Origin of the sequence: Amycolatopsis sp. NPDC049688, from assembly GCF_040674975.1 — a bacterium.
GTDB lineage: Bacteria > Actinomycetota > Actinomycetes > Mycobacteriales > Pseudonocardiaceae > Amycolatopsis.
Genome location: NZ_JBFANY010000017.1, coordinates 201,247 through 217,087 on the forward strand (window position 1 = coordinate 201,247; position 15,841 = coordinate 217,087).

Annotated in this window: 17 protein-coding genes; 4 read left to right on the forward strand and 13 right to left on the reverse strand. The window is 72.1% G+C overall.

Annotated features, from left to right (window positions below):
* Window positions 1-4: 4 nt before the first annotated feature.
* Window positions 5-874 carry an aldolase gene (locus AB0J55_RS37860; protein WP_364260119.1) on the reverse strand — a complete coding sequence of 290 codons (870 nt, stop codon included), beginning with the start codon at window positions 872-874 and terminating at the stop codon, window positions 5-7.
* Between the two features lie 136 nt (window positions 875-1,010).
* Here AB0J55_RS37860 and AB0J55_RS37865 point away from each other — a divergent pair, with 136 nt between their 5' ends.
* Entirely contained in the window at window positions 1,011-1,787 is a 777-nt protein-coding gene (locus AB0J55_RS37865) for a GntR family transcriptional regulator (RefSeq protein WP_364260121.1), read from the forward strand.
* A gap of 498 nt (window positions 1,788-2,285) precedes the next feature.
* Here the strand turns inward: AB0J55_RS37865 and AB0J55_RS37870 are convergent, their stop codons facing one another.
* The 6 genes from AB0J55_RS37870 to AB0J55_RS37895 all read right to left on the reverse strand — a co-directional run bounded on the left by AB0J55_RS37870 (window position 2,286) and on the right by AB0J55_RS37895 (window position 6,619).
* Window positions 2,286-3,476, reverse strand: coding sequence for a PP2C family protein-serine/threonine phosphatase (locus AB0J55_RS37870; protein ID WP_364260124.1), 1,191 nt, complete (start codon window positions 3,474-3,476; stop codon window positions 2,286-2,288).
* The gene (locus tag AB0J55_RS37875; protein WP_364260127.1) at window positions 3,476-4,465 is read right to left on the reverse strand and encodes an ATP-binding protein; all 990 of its coding nucleotides are present in this window, start codon (window positions 4,463-4,465) and stop codon (window positions 3,476-3,478) included. The genes AB0J55_RS37870 and AB0J55_RS37875 overlap by 1 nt, the downstream gene beginning before the upstream one ends.
* Window positions 4,462-4,884: an anti-sigma regulatory factor gene (locus AB0J55_RS37880; protein WP_364260130.1), complete on the reverse strand. Its 423-nt coding sequence runs from the start codon at window positions 4,882-4,884 to the stop codon at window positions 4,462-4,464. Before AB0J55_RS37880 ends, AB0J55_RS37875 begins: the two co-directional genes overlap by 4 nt.
* The gene (locus AB0J55_RS37885; protein WP_364260133.1) at window positions 4,874-5,266 is read right to left on the reverse strand and encodes an STAS domain-containing protein; all 393 of its coding nucleotides are present in this window, start codon (window positions 5,264-5,266) and stop codon (window positions 4,874-4,876) included. The genes AB0J55_RS37880 and AB0J55_RS37885 overlap by 11 nt, the downstream gene beginning before the upstream one ends.
* On the reverse strand, window positions 5,263-6,120 hold the full coding sequence (locus AB0J55_RS37890; protein ID WP_364260136.1) for an STAS domain-containing protein: 858 nt from the start codon (window positions 6,118-6,120) through the stop codon (window positions 5,263-5,265). The genes AB0J55_RS37885 and AB0J55_RS37890 overlap by 4 nt, the downstream gene beginning before the upstream one ends.
* A gap of 73 nt (window positions 6,121-6,193) precedes the next feature.
* The gene (locus AB0J55_RS37895) at window positions 6,194-6,619 is read right to left on the reverse strand and encodes a MarR family transcriptional regulator (RefSeq protein ID WP_364260187.1); all 426 of its coding nucleotides are present in this window, start codon (window positions 6,617-6,619) and stop codon (window positions 6,194-6,196) included.
* A 187-nt stretch (window positions 6,620-6,806) separates the two neighbouring features.
* Between AB0J55_RS37895 and AB0J55_RS37900 the strand changes: the two genes are divergently transcribed.
* Complete coding sequence (locus AB0J55_RS37900; RefSeq protein WP_364260139.1) at window positions 6,807-8,024, forward strand: PP2C family protein-serine/threonine phosphatase; 1,218 nt, start codon at window positions 6,807-6,809, stop codon at window positions 8,022-8,024.
* A 3-nt stretch (window positions 8,025-8,027) separates the two neighbouring features.
* On the opposite strand, the gene AB0J55_RS37905 is transcribed toward AB0J55_RS37900, so the two are convergent.
* Window positions 8,028-8,306, reverse strand: coding sequence for a hypothetical protein (locus AB0J55_RS37905; protein ID WP_364260142.1), 279 nt, complete (start codon window positions 8,304-8,306; stop codon window positions 8,028-8,030).
* 10 nt (window positions 8,307-8,316) lie between these two features.
* Window positions 8,317-8,754, reverse strand: coding sequence for an Hsp20/alpha crystallin family protein (locus AB0J55_RS37910; protein ID WP_364260145.1), 438 nt, complete (start codon window positions 8,752-8,754; stop codon window positions 8,317-8,319).
* A 166-nt stretch (window positions 8,755-8,920) separates the two neighbouring features.
* Between AB0J55_RS37910 and AB0J55_RS37915 the strand changes: the two genes are divergently transcribed.
* Window positions 8,921-9,763, forward strand: a complete 843-nt coding sequence (locus AB0J55_RS37915; RefSeq protein ID WP_364260148.1) for an SDR family oxidoreductase — start codon at window positions 8,921-8,923, stop codon at window positions 9,761-9,763.
* A 49-nt stretch (window positions 9,764-9,812) separates the two neighbouring features.
* On the opposite strand, the gene ctaD is transcribed toward AB0J55_RS37915, so the two are convergent.
* Window positions 9,813-11,585 carry a cytochrome c oxidase subunit I gene (ctaD, locus tag AB0J55_RS37920; RefSeq protein ID WP_364260151.1) on the reverse strand — a complete coding sequence of 591 codons (1,773 nt, stop codon included), beginning with the start codon at window positions 11,583-11,585 and terminating at the stop codon, window positions 9,813-9,815.
* Between the two features lie 253 nt (window positions 11,586-11,838).
* Here ctaD and AB0J55_RS37925 point away from each other — a divergent pair, with 253 nt between their 5' ends.
* Entirely contained in the window at window positions 11,839-12,315 is a 477-nt protein-coding gene (locus tag AB0J55_RS37925) for a DUF4383 domain-containing protein (RefSeq protein WP_364260154.1), read from the forward strand.
* 51 nt (window positions 12,316-12,366) lie between these two features.
* Here AB0J55_RS37925 and AB0J55_RS37930 read toward each other — a convergent pair whose 3' ends face one another.
* The 3 genes from AB0J55_RS37930 to AB0J55_RS37940 all read right to left on the reverse strand — a co-directional run.
* Complete coding sequence (locus AB0J55_RS37930) at window positions 12,367-12,807, reverse strand: SRPBCC family protein (RefSeq protein WP_364260157.1); 441 nt, start codon at window positions 12,805-12,807, stop codon at window positions 12,367-12,369.
* A 72-nt stretch (window positions 12,808-12,879) separates the two neighbouring features.
* A complete protein-coding gene (glgX, locus tag AB0J55_RS37935) occupies window positions 12,880-15,060 on the reverse strand; it encodes a glycogen debranching protein GlgX (protein ID WP_364260159.1) in 2,181 nt (726 codons plus the stop codon).
* 145 nt (window positions 15,061-15,205) lie between these two features.
* Window positions 15,206-15,841, reverse strand: a 636-nt coding sequence (locus tag AB0J55_RS37940) for a manganese catalase family protein (RefSeq protein ID WP_364260162.1), incomplete at its 5' end; no start/stop codon positions are given.

Genomic DNA, 15,841 nt, shown 5'->3' on the forward strand with positions numbered 1-15,841 from the left:
GGGTTCACAGCAGCCCCACCGCGGTGTCGACGGCCTTGGCGACGTCGCCGTCGTGGGGGTAGAGCAGGGAGCGGCCGGCCACCAGGCCCTGCACGGTCGGCAGGGTCAGCGCCCGCTGCCAGGCCGCGAAGGCCGCGTCCGGGTCCTTCACCTCGCCGCCGAGCAGGACGGCGGGCAGGGTCGAGGACGCCAGCACGCGCTCCATTTCGTCCACCACCGGCAGTTTCAGCCAGGTGTAGGCCGAGGACCGGCCGAGCCCGGCGGCGATGGTGATCGACTTGATCACGGCATCGGGGGAGAGGTCGTTCTCGATGCGCCCGTCGACCCAGGTCGACAGGAACGGCTCGACCAGGGCGATCAGCTTGCGGTCCGCCAGCTCGCCGATGGCCTTGGCGGTGTTCTCCAGGACGCTCGGCGTGGCCGGGTCGTCGAGGCAGATGCGGGTCAGCGTCTTGCCGCCGTCGAACCGCATCCGCTCGATCGTTCCCGCGTCGTAGCCGGCGAAGCGGTCGTCGATCTCGAAGCTCGAGCCGGCCAGGCCGGTGCGGTTCATCGACCCGAGCACGGTCTTGCCGTCGAGCACGCCGAGCAGCAGCAGGTCGTCGATGACGTCCGCGGTCGCCAGGACGCCGGTGACGCCGGGGCGTTCGAGGGCCAGGCACAGCCGTTCGAGGAGCTCGCCGCGGTCGGCCATCGCCGTCGGGCGACCGCCCACCGCGTTCGCGCCGCGAGCGGGGTGGTCCGCGGCGACGATCATCGTGCGGCCCTTGTCGTTGAAGGGCGACTTCGCCCGCACGCGGCTCGCGGCCGCCTCGGCGATCGCTCCCGGGTCGTGCACGCGCCGGTCGACGATGCGCCGCAGCACCTCGGTCACGGTTCCACACTCCGCTCGCAGTCTGAGAGGGCGTGCGTGCCCTCGAAGACGACGATCGCAGCGGCGAGCGACTTTGTCAAGACATATGGACAACAAGTCATTCCTACAGAGGGTGCGGTGGCGGTAGGCTCCGGGGATGAACAAGGTGGACGTCACCTTCGGGGCCTGGGACCCGGGCCGCGAGATCGTCCTGGACCCGGACAGCCCGGAACCGCTGTACTTCCAGGTGTCCCGCCAGCTGCACGCCGCGATCGAGGACGGCAGGCTGCCGGCGGGCGCCCGGCTGGGCAACGAAATCGACCTGGCCGCGAGCCTGCACCTGTCCCGGCCGACGATCCGCCAGGCGATCCAGACCCTGGTCAACCAGGGCCTGCTCGTCCGGCGGCGCGGGGTCGGCACGCAGGTCGTCCGGACGAAGGTCGCCCGGCCGCTGCGGCTGAGCAGCCTGTTCGACGACCTCGCCGGGCTGGGTGGCAAGCCGGCGTCGGCGGTGCTGGTCAACCGCGTCGAAGACGCCGCTGCTGAGGTCGCCGAGCTGCTGGAAGCACCCGGGCTGACGCGCGTCCGGCGGCTGAAGCGGATCCGGTCGGCCGACGGCGAGCCCCTCGCCCTGATGAACAACTACCTGCCCGGCGACGTGCTCGACCCGGGCGACGACGAGCTGCGTGAGCACGGCCTCTACCAGCTGCTGCGCTCGGCGGGAGTGCGATTGCACGCGGCCGAGCAGCACATCGGCGCCCGCCTGGCGACCGAGGAGGACGCGGAGCTGCTGGACGAAGAGCCGGGAGCGGCGCTGCTGACGATGCAGCGCACGACCTACGACGACAGCGGCCGCGTGGTCGAGTACGGCTGGCACGTCTACCGCGCCTCGCGCTACACGTTCAACCTTTCGCTGACGAACGGGCCCCAGTAGGCGGCCCGGCCACCCCCAGGCCACCCGCTTTCGTGGTGAGCTTCCCGTCGACGGCGACGCCGTGCACCGTCCCGGGCGAGGCCGGGGGCCGGTCGCACGCCGTGGCGGCGAAGACGAGGAGCCCGGCGGCCAGAGCCACGAGGCCGCGCCGGACCTTCACCGCCGTCGCCATCGCAGGACCTCTTCGACGACGCCGACGAACTCGTGCCCGAACGTCGTGCCGACGCGCGTGTCCGGCATACCCGGGCGCACCGCGGCTAACCCCCGGCGAACTCCGTGATCAACACGCGCCCAGGACTCCGGGTGGATCATCCGGAGCAGGCGCCGCGGCCCGGGCCGCAGGTAGTGCGGGACGAGGTCCGGGCGCCGCACCGCGACCTGCGCGGCGGCCGAGTGTCCGAAAAGGACGGCCGGGGGACGGCCCGGGCGCTCGGTGCCGGCCGACACCCCGCACGCGGCCGGTGTGCATCGGGCGCGGGGTACCCGCGGCCGTGCCTCCTACGCCACGGCCGTCCGGCGCAGGGCCAGGACGACCGTGTCGTCGGCGTGCAGGACGACGTCGTGCATCCGGGTCACCATCTCGCGGGGCAGTTCCGCGGTCGGCCGGGTGCGGTGGGCCGCCGCCAGTGCGAGCAGGCGGGCCTGGCCTTCGTCGACGTTCTTGCGGCTTTCCACCAGGCCGTCGGTGTACAGCAGCACCGTGTCGCCGGGCTCGACGACCAGGTCGACGAGCTCCGGACTGCCCGGGTCGGGAAAGCCGACGCCGCGGCCGGGGACAGGGGCGGGCAGCAGCCGCGCCGGGCCTGCCGCGGTGACCACCACGGGCTCCGGGTGCCCGCCGTTCGCGAACCGGGTGCGGCCGGTCACCGGGTCCACGCGGGCCAGCAGGACCGTCGCCATCAGGCCCGGTTCGATCGCCGAGAGGGTGTGGGACGCGTGGGCGATCAGGTCCGGGAACGGGTGTCCCTCCAGGGCGAGGGTGCGGATCGCGTGGGTGACGGTCAGGGCGTGGCGGGTCGAGGTGACGCCGTGGCCGACCGCGTCGACCAGCGTCACGTGGACCTGTCCGTCGGGCAGGATGAACCAGTCGTAGAGGTCGCCGCCGGTGGGGGAGTCCTGGTCCGTCGGGGAGTAGTGGACGGCCAGCTCCAGGCCCGGTACCGCCGGTGGCCGCGGGCGCAGCGCGTCCTCCAGCTCGCGGAAGATCGCCGCGTGCGCGCGGCGGAGCTGTTCGTCCCGCTGCTCCAGTTCCACGTACATCGCGAGCACGCCGCTGTTGGTCTCCGCGAGCTCGTGCTTGAGGTCGCGCTGCTCCTGTGCCAGCGTGTCGGCGCGGGCGACCAGCGCGAGCATTTCCTCGCGCGTCGCCCGGTCGTCGTCGGGGTCGGCCGGGGCCGCCGGGCGGCCGCCCGCGAGGTGCCAGGTGAGGGTGTCGCCGTCGCCGCGCTCGGGCAGCAGCGGCAGGGCGTCGCGGCTGCCCTGGGTCACGGCGTGCTCCAGCCGCACGGTCACGGCGAGCCGGCGGTCCGACGCCGCCGTCGCCAGGTCGACGGTTTCCCCGGCGGTCAGCGCGGGTTCGGCGAGGAGGGTGACGGCGAGCACCAGGCGTCCCCGGTCGTCGGCGGGCACCCCGGCTTGGGTGCAGGCGGTGCGCAGCCGCCGCCGGATCCGGGCCAGGTCGGGGCGCATCAGGCGGGCCGGTCCGCGTGCAGGGCGAGCATGGCCGCGTCGTCGCGCGGGTTCCGGTGCCGGTGGGCGAGGTCCGCGGCGAGCAGCAGCAGGTCGGGGGTCCGCCCGGGGACGCGCCAGCCGGTGCCGACGCCGTCGGTGTGCAGGACGACGACGTCGTCTTCGGCCAGCGCCAGGTGCCGGACCGGCGCGGCCGGCAGCGTGAACCCGACGATGCCGGGGGTGCTGAGCAGCAGCCGGGCCGGCCCGTCGCCGACGCTCGCGCCACCGACGTTGCCGACACCGCAGAACTCGAGCCGCCGTGGCGCGATCCGCACGAGCGCGACGGCGGCGCCGCGGGTCGCGCGCAGGGCGCGGTGCATGTTCGTGAGCTGGTGCGGCAGCGGGCGGTCCGGGTTCTCGGTGAACACGCGCAGCGCGGCGTCCGCGGCTTCGGCGGCGTCGGGACCGTGGCCGAGCCCGTCGGCGACGACGGCGGTCCGGCTGCCGGTGACCTCGGCCAGCGCGACGGCGTCCCCGCAGTACTCCTCGCCGTCGCGCGCCAGGCGGAAGTGCCCGGTGGCGCCGCGCAGCGGGGGCGAGGCCGCGTCGAGCAGGCGGGCGGCGGCGAGCGTGCCGTCCGCGGGGGAGGAGGTGATCCGGAACTCGGTCGCCATCCGCTTCACCGCGCCCAGCCCGGCGCCGAGGGTGGCGGTGCTCGTGTTGCCGTCGAGCAGCCAGTGGTCGAGGTCGGCCATCCCCGGGCCGTCGTCGGCGGCCAGCACGTCGATGCCGCGCCCGCCGAGCGACCGCTGCACGAACACCGAGCCGCCCCCGGTGTGCTTGTCGATGTTGCCGGCCAGCTCGGCGGCCACGACCGCGGCGCGGTCGGCGAGCACCGCCGGCAGCCCGGCGTCCTGCGCGGTTTCGCGCGCGACGCGGGCGGCGGCGTACCCGGCACTGGGGTGGTCGACGCGGATCTGGCGCGTCAGGTCGGCGGTGACGGTCATGGTTTCCAGCGCACGACCGTGACGGTGGTGCCGCGGCCGGGCGCGGTGTCGAGGTCGAAGTCGTCGACCAGGCGGCGGGTGCCGCCGAGGCCGTGCCCGAGCCCCGCGCCGGTGCTGAAGCCGTCGGTCATCGCCTGCTCGACGTCGGCGATTCCGGGGCCCTCGTCGCGCACGCGCAGCCGGAGCCCGTGCCGGCCGGCGGCGTCCCGCACGGATTCCACGGTCATCGTGCCGCCCCCACCGTGGATGTAGGCGTTGCGGACGAGCTCGCTGGCCGCGGTGACGATCTTCGTCTGGTCGACGATCGAGAACCCGGCGGCGACCGCGGCGGCCCGCACGGCGTGGCGGGCCGCGAGGAGGTCCTCCTCCACACGGACGGGGTGCTCGCCGGACGGGGTGGTCCGCTCGTCAGGAAGCATGAGGCGCCTCTTCGGCGGCCTCGGCGGGACGGCGCCAGCCCAGCAGCTCCATCGCCTGCTCCGCGTTGAGCGCGGTCCGGACGCCGGTGAGCTGCAGCCCGAGCTCGGTGAGGGTCAGCGCGACGGCCGGCCGCATCCCCGCCACGATCATCCGCGTGCCGAGCAGCCGTCCGGTGCCGGCCAGCTGCATGAGCACGCGGGCGACGAACGAGTCGACGATCTCCAGCCGGGAGATGTCGATGATCACGCCACGGATGCCCTCGTCGGCGATCCGCGTGGTCAGCTCGTCGGTGAACGCGAGGGCCGTCTTGTCGTCCAGGTCGCTCATCAGCCCGCTGAGCAGGATGTCCCCCAGCCGCAGGATCGGCAGGCCGGCGTTCACCCGGACACCGCGCCCGGCCTGCCGCTGTCGCCGAGCAGCTGCATCGCGGTCGCCAGTGCGTCGGCCAGCGAGCCACGGGTGACGATGTGGGAGAGGTCGATGCCCAGCTGCGTGATGGTCTGGGCGATCGACGGGCGGATGCCGCTGATCACGCACTCCGCGCCCATCAGCCGGACGGCGCTGACCGTCTGCAGCAGGTGGTGCGCCACCGCGGTGTCGACGGTCGGGACGCCGGTGATGTCGATGATCGCCACCCGCGCCTCGTTCGCCTGGATGGACTCCAGGAGGCTGTTCATCACGACCTGGCTGCGGGCGCTGTCGAGCGTGCCGATCAGCGGCACCGCGAGGACGTGCCGCCACAGCCGCACGACGGGCGTGGACAGCTCGAGCATCTGGCTGTGCTGCTCGCGGATGATCCGTTCCCGGCCGGTGGAGTAGACCTCGAAGGTCAGCACGCCCGCGCTGTCGAGCAGCTCGTTGACCAGCAGCGCGGCCCGGTAGCGCAGCGCGGAGTCTTCGGTGTGGCGCTCGATCGCGCCCAGCATCGTGCGCTTGAGCGCCAGGATCGCCATGGCCGTGGCCGACGGCTGGGCGCCCGCGCGGGCCCGGCGTTCCGAGAGCGACGTCAGCGCGTCCCGCACCGCGGGGTCCTGCTCGACGATCCGCGACACCGGGAGGGTGCCGGTGAGCGCCTGCCGGAGCGCTTCCACCAGCTCGACCGCTTCGCGGCGCAGTTGGGGCGAGCCGCCGTCGCCCGTTTCCGGGCCGGCCCAGTCGTGGGCCAGCGCGGTCCGGTCCTCCTCCAGCACGCGCGCCAACACTGTGCGGACCTGGCTGTCGTCCGTGCCCAGCACCGACTCCTCCTCCGGTGTTCGGGCGCGCTCTGCTGTACGCCGACCTAAGTATTGCCATATAACAACAGTGGTGTCAGTGATGCAAATCCGGGGGTTCCCCGGCCCGCTCGGCCAGCGCCCGGTACTCCGCCAGCCCGGCGGCCAGCGCGGTGCGGCCCGCCGGGCTCATCTTCGCCAGCAGCAGCTCCACGCGGTCGCGCCGCCGCGCCCGCAGTTCCTGCAGGTAGGCCCGCCCGCGGTCGGACAGCCGCAGCGTCAGCTCCCGCCGGCTGCGCGCGCTGGGCAGCCGCTCGAGGAAGCCGACCGCCTCCAGCCGGTCGCAGAGCCGGCTCACCAGCGGCGGCGTCGAACCGAGCTGCTCGGCGAGTTCCCGCAGGTTGACACCGTCGTGGCGATCCAGCGCGACGACCGCACGCAGCTGCGACACCGACAGCGGGCGCGGCGAGACGTCCCGCTCGCCCTCGACCACCGACTCGAAGAGGCGGGCGAGGTCCGACACGGCAGCCGTCCCGTCCGGGGCGGCCTGCTCGCGGGATCGATCCACGGCGTCCACTGTGGCATCCCTATGCTGAACCGGCAGCACAGCTCGCGCGACTCGCCGTGGACCGGCCCGCCGGAGCGGCGCAGACTCGACAGGACCGACTCCGGCGCCGGCGCGCTGGGACCCCGTGAGCAGGAGGCAGGCGTTGGACAGATCCCTGGCGGTGGAGCGTCTTCTCCGAGACGTACCGCCGCACGACCTGCCCGGGGCGCTGCGCGCGGGACTCGGGGAGCACTTCGGTGCGCTGTCGGTCGAGCTGCTGATGGCCGACTACGCCCTGACGGAGCTGTGCCAGGTGGGCGAGCAGCCCTACACGGCGGAGCCGATCCCGGTCGAGGGCACCTCGCCGGGCGCGGCGTTCGTCGCGCAGGCGGCCGCGTTCACCCGCGACGGCGACCGCGTCACCGGCTACCTGCCGGTCAGCGTGCGCGGCGACCGGCTCGGCGTCCTGGCCGTCACCCTGCCGCAGGAGCCCGAACCGCCGGTGTGGGCCGAACTCGAGCGGTTCGCCGAGGCGGTGGCCCACGAGCTGTTCGTCGCCGACCGGGACACCGACCTCTACATCCAGGCGCGGCGTTCGTCGCGGCTGACGCTGGCGGCGGAGATGCAGTGGCAGCTGCTGCCCGGGCGCGCCTGCACGCGGGCCGAGTTCGCGCTCGGCGGCCAGCTCGAGCCGGCCTACGCCATCTACGGCGACTGCTTCGACTGGTCGGCGTCGGCGCAGAAGCTCGCCGTGACGCTGATCAACGGCATGGGGGAGGGCAGCGAAGCGGCCCTGCTGACCAACCTCGCGATCAACGCGCTGCGCAACGCCCGGCGCGCCGGGGTGCCCCTCGACGCCCAGGCGGAGCTCGCCGACCAGGCGCTGTACGCGCACTTCCGCGGCGCCGAGCACGTGGCGGCGCTGCTGCTGGAGTTCGACCTCGCCACCGGCGCGGTGTCCGTGGTCGACGCCGGCTCGCCCCGGCTCTGGCGGCTGCGGGACGGCAAGGCCGAGCGGGTTCTGTTCGACGAGCAGCTGCCGCTGGGCACGTTCGACGGCACGATCTACACGGTCGAAGGGTTCCAGGCGGCCGAGGGTGACCGGTTCGTCTTCGTCAGCGACGGCGTCTACAACGCGCTCGGCCCGCACGGTGAGCTCTACGGCGACCGCGAGCTGGCGGAGGCGGTGACGGCGACGGCCGAGCTGCCGGCGGCGCACGTCCCCGGCGCGATGCTGCGGGAACTGTCGACCCGCCGGCACGGCGGCCAGGCCGAGGACGACGCGATGGTCGTGTGCCTCGACTGGTTCGGCCCGACGCCGCTTTCGGGGCGCGGCGAAGGGCCGGCGCTGACCGTGCGCCGGCCCGGACCGGGGGAGTGATCCTCAGGCGGCGGCCGGAACCGGGCGCTCGCGCGGAGCGCTCGTGACGGCCGCGAGCACCTCGTCCGCGTTCAGGTACGGGTCCCACAACACGGTTCCGACGACGTGGGCCAGCTGACGCCGGCGGTGCTGCGGGGTGTCGGTGAGGGCGACCTCGGTCGGGCGGCCCTTCTTGACCGCGTGGACCGCCCGGGTCACGAGGATCGCCTCCTGGCGGGTGGTGCCGAGTTCGGCGGCCGCGGCGAAGATCCGCTCCGCCGCGGCACGAACGTGGTCGTTCACCGTGCGTCCCTCAGGCCTGGATCTCCTTGCGGTCGGACTGGCTGCCGGTGATCTCGATGCGCCGCGGCTTGGCCTTCTCGGCGACCGGGATGCGCAGCGTCAGCACGCCCGCCTCGTAGTCGGCCGCGATGTGGTCGGTGTCGAGGGTGTCGCCGAGGAACAGCTGGCGCGAGAAGACCCCGAGCGGCCGTTCGGAGACCTGCATCTGCACGTCGTCGCCGCTGGGCAGCGGGCGGCGCTCGGCCTTGACCGTCAGCACGTTGCGCTCGATGTCGAGCTCGATGGCGTCCGCGGCGACGCCGGGCAGGTCGAAGCAGACCACGAACTCGTCGCCGGCCCGGTAGGCGTCCATCGGCATCGCGGCGGGCTTGGTCCAGGTGCCGGCGGTGCCGAAGACCTGCTGGGTGAGGCGGTCCAGCTCGCGGAACGGGTCGGTGCGCATCAACATCGGTGTCCTCCTCCTGACTTCGACGGTGGGTGTCAACACGCACTTCTGTTCTAGCATGTCATCAGAACGATGACAAGTAGGAAGTCATCATCAAGATGACGGACTGAATCGCCCGCGGCCGGGAACACGGGGACGGAAGAGCCATCACCGCACCCGAGGAGCCACTGTGTCCCAGCAGCCCCCGCAGCAGCAGACCCCGCCCGGGACGACCGCCGCGATGACGCCGCGGCCCGACCACGGCGAGCACACCTACCGCGGCTCCGGCAAGCTGACCGGCAAGGCGGCGCTCATCACCGGCGCGGACAGCGGCATCGGCCGCGCGGTCGCGATCGCCTACGCGCGCGAAGGCGCCGACGTGCTGATCTCCTACCTGGACGAGCACGAGGACGCCGAAGAGACGCGGCGCTGGGTGGAGGAGGCCGGGCGCAAGGCCGTTGTCGTGCCCGGGGACGTCGCCGATCCGGCGCACTGCCGGGCCCTGGTCGCCCGCACGGTCGAAGAGTTCGGCCGGATCGACGTCCTGGTGAACAACGCCGCCTTCCAGATGAGCCACGAGACCCTGGAAGAGATCCCGGACGAGGAGTGGGACCGCACCCTCGCCATCAACCTGAGCGCGTTCTTCCACCTCGTCAAGGCGGCGGTGCCGCACATGAAGCCGGGCGCGTCGATCATCGGCAGCTCGTCGGTGAACTCCGACAACCCCACCCCGCAGCTGCTGCCCTACGACGTCACCAAGGCGGGCATCGCCAACATGACCGCCGCGCTGGCGCAGATGCTGGGACCGAAGGGGATCCGGGCCAACAGCGTCGCGCCGGGGCCGATCTGGACGCCGCTGATCCCGTCGACCATGCCGGAGGAGGCGGTGAAGACCTTCGGTGAGCAGGTGCCGCTGGGCCGCGCCGGCCAGCCGGCCGAGCTGGCGCCGGTGTACGTGCTGCTCGCCTCCGACGACGGCAGTTACGTGTCCGGGGCGCGGGTCGCGGTCACCGGCGGGACACCCATCCTCTGACCGGCTCGGCCCGGGTGGCCGCCCGCACCGCGGGCGGCCACCCGGCGGCTCAGCGGCCGCGGGGATCCTCGGTTTCGCCCTGGTCACCGGGCTGGGTGGCGGCGGCCGCGAGCTCCGCGCCCGAAGCCTTGCCTTCGGGGTGCCCGCGGGTGACGTGTCCTTCGGCGCGCATCCGTTCGACCATGTGCGGGTAGTGCAGTTCGAACGCCGGGCGCTCCGAGCGGATGCGCGGCAGCTCGAGGAAGTTGTGCCGGGGCGGCGGGCTCGTGGTGGCCCATTCGAGGGAGTTGCCGTAGCCCCAGGGATCGTCGACCGTGATGGGTTCGCCGTAGCGGTAGCTCTTGAAGACGTTCCAGATGAACGGCAGCACCGACAGGCCGAGGAGGAACGCACCGATCGTGGACACCATGTGCATCCAGGTGAAACCGTCGCTCGACAGGTAGTCCGCGTAGCGGCGGGGCATGCCCGCGTCGCCGAGCCAGTGCTGGATGAGGAACGTCGTGTGGAAGCCGATGAACGTCGTCCAGAAGTGCCACTTCGCCAGCGGCTCGTCGAGCATCCGGCCGGTGATCTTGGGGAACCAGAAGTAGATCCCGGCGAAGGTCGCGAAGACGATCGTGCCGAACAGCACGTAGTGGAAGTGGGCCACGACGAAGTAGCTGTCGTGGATGTGGAAGTCCAGCGGCGGCGACGCGAGGATGACCCCGGTCAGGCCGCCGAGCAGGAAGGTCACCATGAACCCGACCGACCACAGCATCGGCGACTCGAAGGTCAGCTGCCCCCGCCACATGGTGCCGATCCAGTTGAAGAACTTGATCCCGGTCGGCACCGCGATGAAGAACGTCATGATCGAGAAGAACGGCAGCAGCACGGCGCCGGTGGCGAACATGTGGTGCGCCCACACCACCGCCGACAGCCCGGTGATCCCGATGGTCGCGAACACCATGAGCTTGTAGCCGAACAGCGGCTTCCGGCTGAACACCGGCACGATCTCGGTGACGATCCCGAAGTACGGCAACGCGACCACGTACACCTCGGGGTGGCCGAAGAACCAGAACAGGTGCTGCCACAGGATCGCGCCGCCGTTCTCCGGGTCGAACACGTGCGCGCCGAGGTGCCGGTCGGCCAGCAGAGCGAACAGCGCCGCGGTCAGGATCGGGAACGCGAGCAGGATCAGGATCGACGTGAACAGGATGTTCCAGGTGAAGATCGGCATCCGCCACATGAGCATCCCGGGACAGCGCAGGCACACCACGGTCGTGATCATGTTGACCGCGCCGAGGATCGTGCCGAGGCCGGCGACGATCAGCCCGGTGATCCACAGGTCGCCGCCGACGCCGGGGCTGTGGATGGCGTTGGACAGCGGCGTGTAGGCGGTCCAGCCGAAGTCGGGCGGGCCGCCGGGCGTGGCGTAGGCGGAGAGCACGATCGTCCCGCCGAACAGGTACAGCCAGTAGGAGAACGCGTTGAGCCGGGGGAACGCCACGTCCGGAGAGCCGATCTGCAGCGGCAGCACGAAGTTGGCGAACCCGAACAGGTTCGGCGTGGCGTAGAGCAGCAGCATGATCGTGCCGTGCATGGTGAACAGCTGGTTGTACTGCTCCGGCGACAGGAACTGCATGCCGGGCCGGGCCAGCTCGCCGCGCATCAGCAGCGCCGTCAGGCCGCCGATCAGGAAGAACCCGAACGACGTGGTCAGGTACAGCACGCCGATCGTCTTGTGGTCGGTGGTGCGGATCGTCTTCAGGATCGTCGCGCCGCGCTTCCCCCGCTGCACCGGCCGGTGCGGGATCGGGGCCGGGCGTGCCACCGTGTCGGTCATCGGACTCCCACCTGGAGCTGCCGGGAACGGGCCTTGCCCGCGCGCGTACCCCCGTCCGGGCCCGGATACACACGCGCGCGGCGACCGGCCGGAAGTTCATCCGTCCGGGTTCCGGACATCCGGCGCCTAGTGGTCTTTTGCGGGTGAAGCCGCACCGTGGCCACGCTGGAGATTAGCCGCGGTACCGCCGGGTAGCCGCCCGGCCTGGCGCCCTCCCACCGGGCGGGCGCGCCGACTGCGGAAAGGAAATCCCATGTCCACCGCCACCCACCCCCGCACGAAGTCGCCCGTGCAGGTCGCCGCCGCGGTCGTTGCGGTCGTCTTCCTGCTGGTCGGCCTGCTCGGGTTCATCCCGGGCGTCACCACGCACTACGACCAGCTGAGCTTCGCCGGCCACGACTCGATGGCCATGCTGCTCGGCGTGTTCATGGTTTCGGTCCTGCACAACATCGTCCACCTGCTGTTCGGCGTCGTCGGCCTCGCCGCGGCCCGCACCGCGCGCGGCGCCCGGCTGTACCTGGTCGCCGGCGGGGCCGTCTACCTGGTCCTGTGGCTGTACGGCCTGCTCATCGACCACGGCAGCGACGCGAACTTCGTGCCGGTGAACACCGCCGACAACTGGCTGCACCTCGCCCTCGGCGTCGGCATGATCGCCCTCGGCCTGCTGACCGCCCGCGCCGGGCGCAGCACCTCCGGGCCGCAGCCGGCCCAGGGCCCGGGCCTCGGCTGACCCCTGCCCGGGACGCCGGCGGCTCGTCCTGCACCGCCGGCGTCCCGTGCCTCACCGGGTCTCGATGACGCGCTTGAATTCGGCGCCGGCCCGCTCCACCTTGCGCTGGGGGTCGGCGAGCAGGGTCGCGACCGCTTCGCCGAGCTTGCCGGCGGGCAGGTGGTACTCGATGGTGATGTCCACTTCCGTCCGGTTGCCGCCCTTGTCCTCGAACCGGACACTGCCGGAGTGGGTGACGTCGGGATCGGAGTCCGCGGCCGTCGTCCACGCCAGCCGGTGTGGCGGCGCGTCTTCGGTGATCGCCGCTTCCCACTCGACCGTCGTCCCGGCCGGGCCCGCCACCTTCCAGCGCGTCCGCGACCCGTCGCCGGTGACCGCCTCGACCGATTCGACGTCGGAGAAGATCTCCGGCAGCCGGGTCAGCGGCCGCCACCAGTCGTAGCAGGCCTGCGCCGGCGCGTGGACCTCCAGGTGGTGTGTCGCCTTGCCCATGGTGCCTCCCGTTTCCCGCGGCGGTAGCCGGGGTGCCCGCCGCCGGGCTCCGGCTACCCCGCGGGCCCGGGCTTACCCGTCCTGCTCCTTCGTCCGCAGCAGCACGGTCAGGGCGCGGCCGGCGACCACCACCGTGCCGTTGCCCGCCACCGTGCGCGGGGTGGCCAGCTGGTCGCCCGCCACGCCGACCAGCACGCCGCCGACGGACCGGTGGAACACCTCGCCCGTCGCCGAGTCGAGGACGATCGCCCACTCCGCGCCGTATTCGCCGTCGGGGACGGTCATCGTGATGTCGTCGTCGTGGGCGTTGAAGCAGAGCAGGAACGAGTCGTCCAGCACCCGTTCGCCGCGGGCGTCGAGGTCGGGGATCGCCGTGCCGTTGAGGAAGACCATGATGCTGCGGCCGAAGCCGGCCTCCCAGTCCTGGTCGGTCATCTCCTCGCCGGCCGGGGTGAACCAGGCGATGTCGCGCAGTTCGTCGCCGCGGCGGATCGGGCGGCCGGCGAAGAAGCGGCGGCGGCGGAACACCGGGTGCCGGCGGCGGAGGTCGACGACGGCCGAGGTGAACTCGAACAGCTCGCGGTGCTGCTCCAGCTGCGACCAGTCCACCCAGGACAGCTCGTTGTCCTGGCAGTAGGCGTTGTTGTTGCCCTGCTGGGTGCGCCCGAACTCGTCGCCGTGCAGCAGCATCGGCACGCCCTGGGACAGCAGCAGCGTGGCGATCAGGTTGCGGCGCTGGCGTGCCCGCAGGTCCAGGACCTTCTCGTCCTCGGTCGGGCCCTCTGCGCCGCAGTTCCACGACCGGTTGTCGTCGGCGCCGTCCCGGCCGTCCTCGCCGTTGGCTTCGTTGTGCTTATCGTTGTACGACACGAGGTCGTTCAGCGTGAAGCCGTCGTGGGCGGTGACGAAGTTGATCGACGCGAACGGGCGCCGCCCGTCGCTCTGGTAGAGGTCGGACGAGCCGGTGATCCGCGACGCGAACTCGCCCAGCGTCGCCGGTTCGCCGCGCCAGAAGTCGCGGACGGTGTCCCGGTAGCGGCCGTTCCACTCGGTCCACAGCGGCGGGAAGTTGCCGACCTGGTACCCGCCGGGGCCGACGTCCCACGGCTCCGCGATCAGCTTCACCTGGCTCACCACCGGGTCCTGCTGCACCAGGTCGAAGAAGGTGGCCAGCCGGTCGACGTCGTAGAACTCGCGGGCCAGGGTGGCGGCGAGGTCGAAGCGGAAGCCGTCGACGTGCATTTCGGTGACCCAGTACCGCAGCGAGTCCATGATGAGCTGCAGGGTGTGCGGCTGCCGCACGTTGAGCGAGTTGCCGGTTCCCGTGTAGTCCATGTAGTACTGCGGGTCGTCCTCGACCAGCCGGTAGTACGCCTGGTTGTCGATGCCGCGCATGGACAGCGTGGGCCCGAGGTGGTTGCCCTCGGCCGTGTGGTTGTAGACGACGTCGAGGATGACCTCGATCCCCGCTTCGTGCAGGGCCCGCACCATCGCCTTGAACTCGTGCACCTCGCTGCCCGGCGTCTCGGGCATGATCGAGGCGGCGTACCCGTTGTGGGGCGCGAAGTAGGCGATGGTGTTGTAGCCCCAGTAGTTGGCCAGGCCGCGCTCGGTGAGGGCGTGGTCGTGCAGGAACTGGTGGACCGGCATCAGCTCGACGGCCGTGACGCCGAGGGTCTTCAGGTACTCGATCATCACCGGGTGCGCCAGCCCGGAGTAGGTGCCCCGCAGCTCCTCCGGGATGTCCGGGTGCAGCTTCGTCAGCCCGCGGACGTGGGCCTCGTAGACGACGGTCTCGTTGTACGGCACGCCCGGCGGCCGGTCGTTGGCCCAGTCGAAGTACGGGTTGACGACGACCGCGCGGACCGTGTGGGCCGCCGAGTCGTCGTCGTTGCGCTCCTCGGGCCGGCCGAAGCGGTAGCTGAAGACGGACTCGTCCCAGTCCACCCGGCCGGTGACCGCCTTGGCGTACGGGTCGAGCAGCAGCTTGGCGGGGTTGCACCGCAGCCCGCGAGCGGGGTCGTACGGCCCGTGGACCCGGAAGCCGTACTCCTGACCGGGCCCGACACCGGTCAGGTAGCCGTGGTGGACGAAGCCGTCGACCTCCGGCAGCCGGACCCGGGTCTCGGTTCCGTCCGGGGCGAACAGGCAGAGGTCGACGCGCTCGGCGACCTCGGAGAAGAGCGCGAAGTTGGTGCCGACGCCGTCGTAATCGGCTCCGAGCGGGTAGGGGGAACCGGGCCAGGGCTGCACTGGGCCTCCAGAGGTGCGGGTGATCTCCGGCTGGGATACCCCGTCGGGGGACCCCGGACACCGTGACGTCGCCCTCCTCACCCGGACGCACCACCCGGCGCGGGACCGCTGGGTGTTCAGCGGTCCCGCACCGATCGCGGTCGGGTCAGGTCAGCTTGTTCTTGACTTCCTTGGCCTTGCCCTTGGCCGTGCCCTTGGCGTCCATGAGCGGGGCGTAGGTGCCGTAGAGGGCGGGGTCGGGTTTGGGTGCAGTGCCCGGCCCGCCGAGCGGTTGGGGGTCCATGAGGTATTCGATGCCGGCGTCGGTGGTCCAGCTGGTGCCTTTGGCGCCGTCGGGGCCGTCGGAGAGGTGCCAGATGGTGTGGTTGTGGGTCTGGTCTTCTTCGTCCAGCAACGCGTTGGGGGCGATCTCGTCCTCCAGGCCGTCGGCTTTGAGCTCTTCGATGGCGGCGAGCCATTGCTTTTGGTGGACGGTGTCGCGGGCGAGGTTGAACTTGAGCATGGCTTTGACGCCGGGGTCGTCGGTCATGTTGTAGAGGCGGGCGGTTTGGAGGCGGCCTTGGGCTTCGGCGGCGGCGTTGGCGCGGAAGTCGGCGAGGAGGTTGCCGGAGGCGATGATGTATTTGCCGTTCCAGGGGGTGCCGTTGCTGTCGGCGGGCAGAGCTCCGCCGCCGGCGACGATGGCCTGCTGGAGGTCCATGCCGCCGATCATGGCGGCCATGACGGGGTCTTTGACGGCTTCGGCGGTGGCGGTGGCGGGGGCGCCTTCGAGGAGGCGGGC

Coding starts and splice junctions, on each gene's coding strand:
- AB0J55_RS37865 (WP_364260121.1), top strand. CDS start 1,011: ATGAACAAGGTGGACGTCACCTTCGGGGCCTGGGACCCGGGCCGCGAG.
- AB0J55_RS37870 (WP_364260124.1), bottom strand. CDS start 3,476: ATGCGCCCCGACCTGGCCCGGATCCGGCGGCGGCTGCGCACCGCCTGC.
- AB0J55_RS37875 (WP_364260127.1), bottom strand. CDS start 4,465: ATGACCGTCACCGCCGACCTGACGCGCCAGATCCGCGTCGACCACCCC.
- AB0J55_RS37880 (WP_364260130.1), bottom strand. CDS start 4,884: ATGCTTCCTGACGAGCGGACCACCCCGTCCGGCGAGCACCCCGTCCGT.
- AB0J55_RS37910 (WP_364260145.1), bottom strand. CDS start 8,754: ATGTTGATGCGCACCGACCCGTTCCGCGAGCTGGACCGCCTCACCCAG.
- ctaD (WP_364260151.1), bottom strand. CDS start 11,585: ATGACCGACACGGTGGCACGCCCGGCCCCGATCCCGCACCGGCCGGTG.
- AB0J55_RS37925 (WP_364260154.1), top strand. CDS start 11,839: ATGTCCACCGCCACCCACCCCCGCACGAAGTCGCCCGTGCAGGTCGCC.
- AB0J55_RS37930 (WP_364260157.1), bottom strand. CDS start 12,807: ATGGGCAAGGCGACACACCACCTGGAGGTCCACGCGCCGGCGCAGGCC.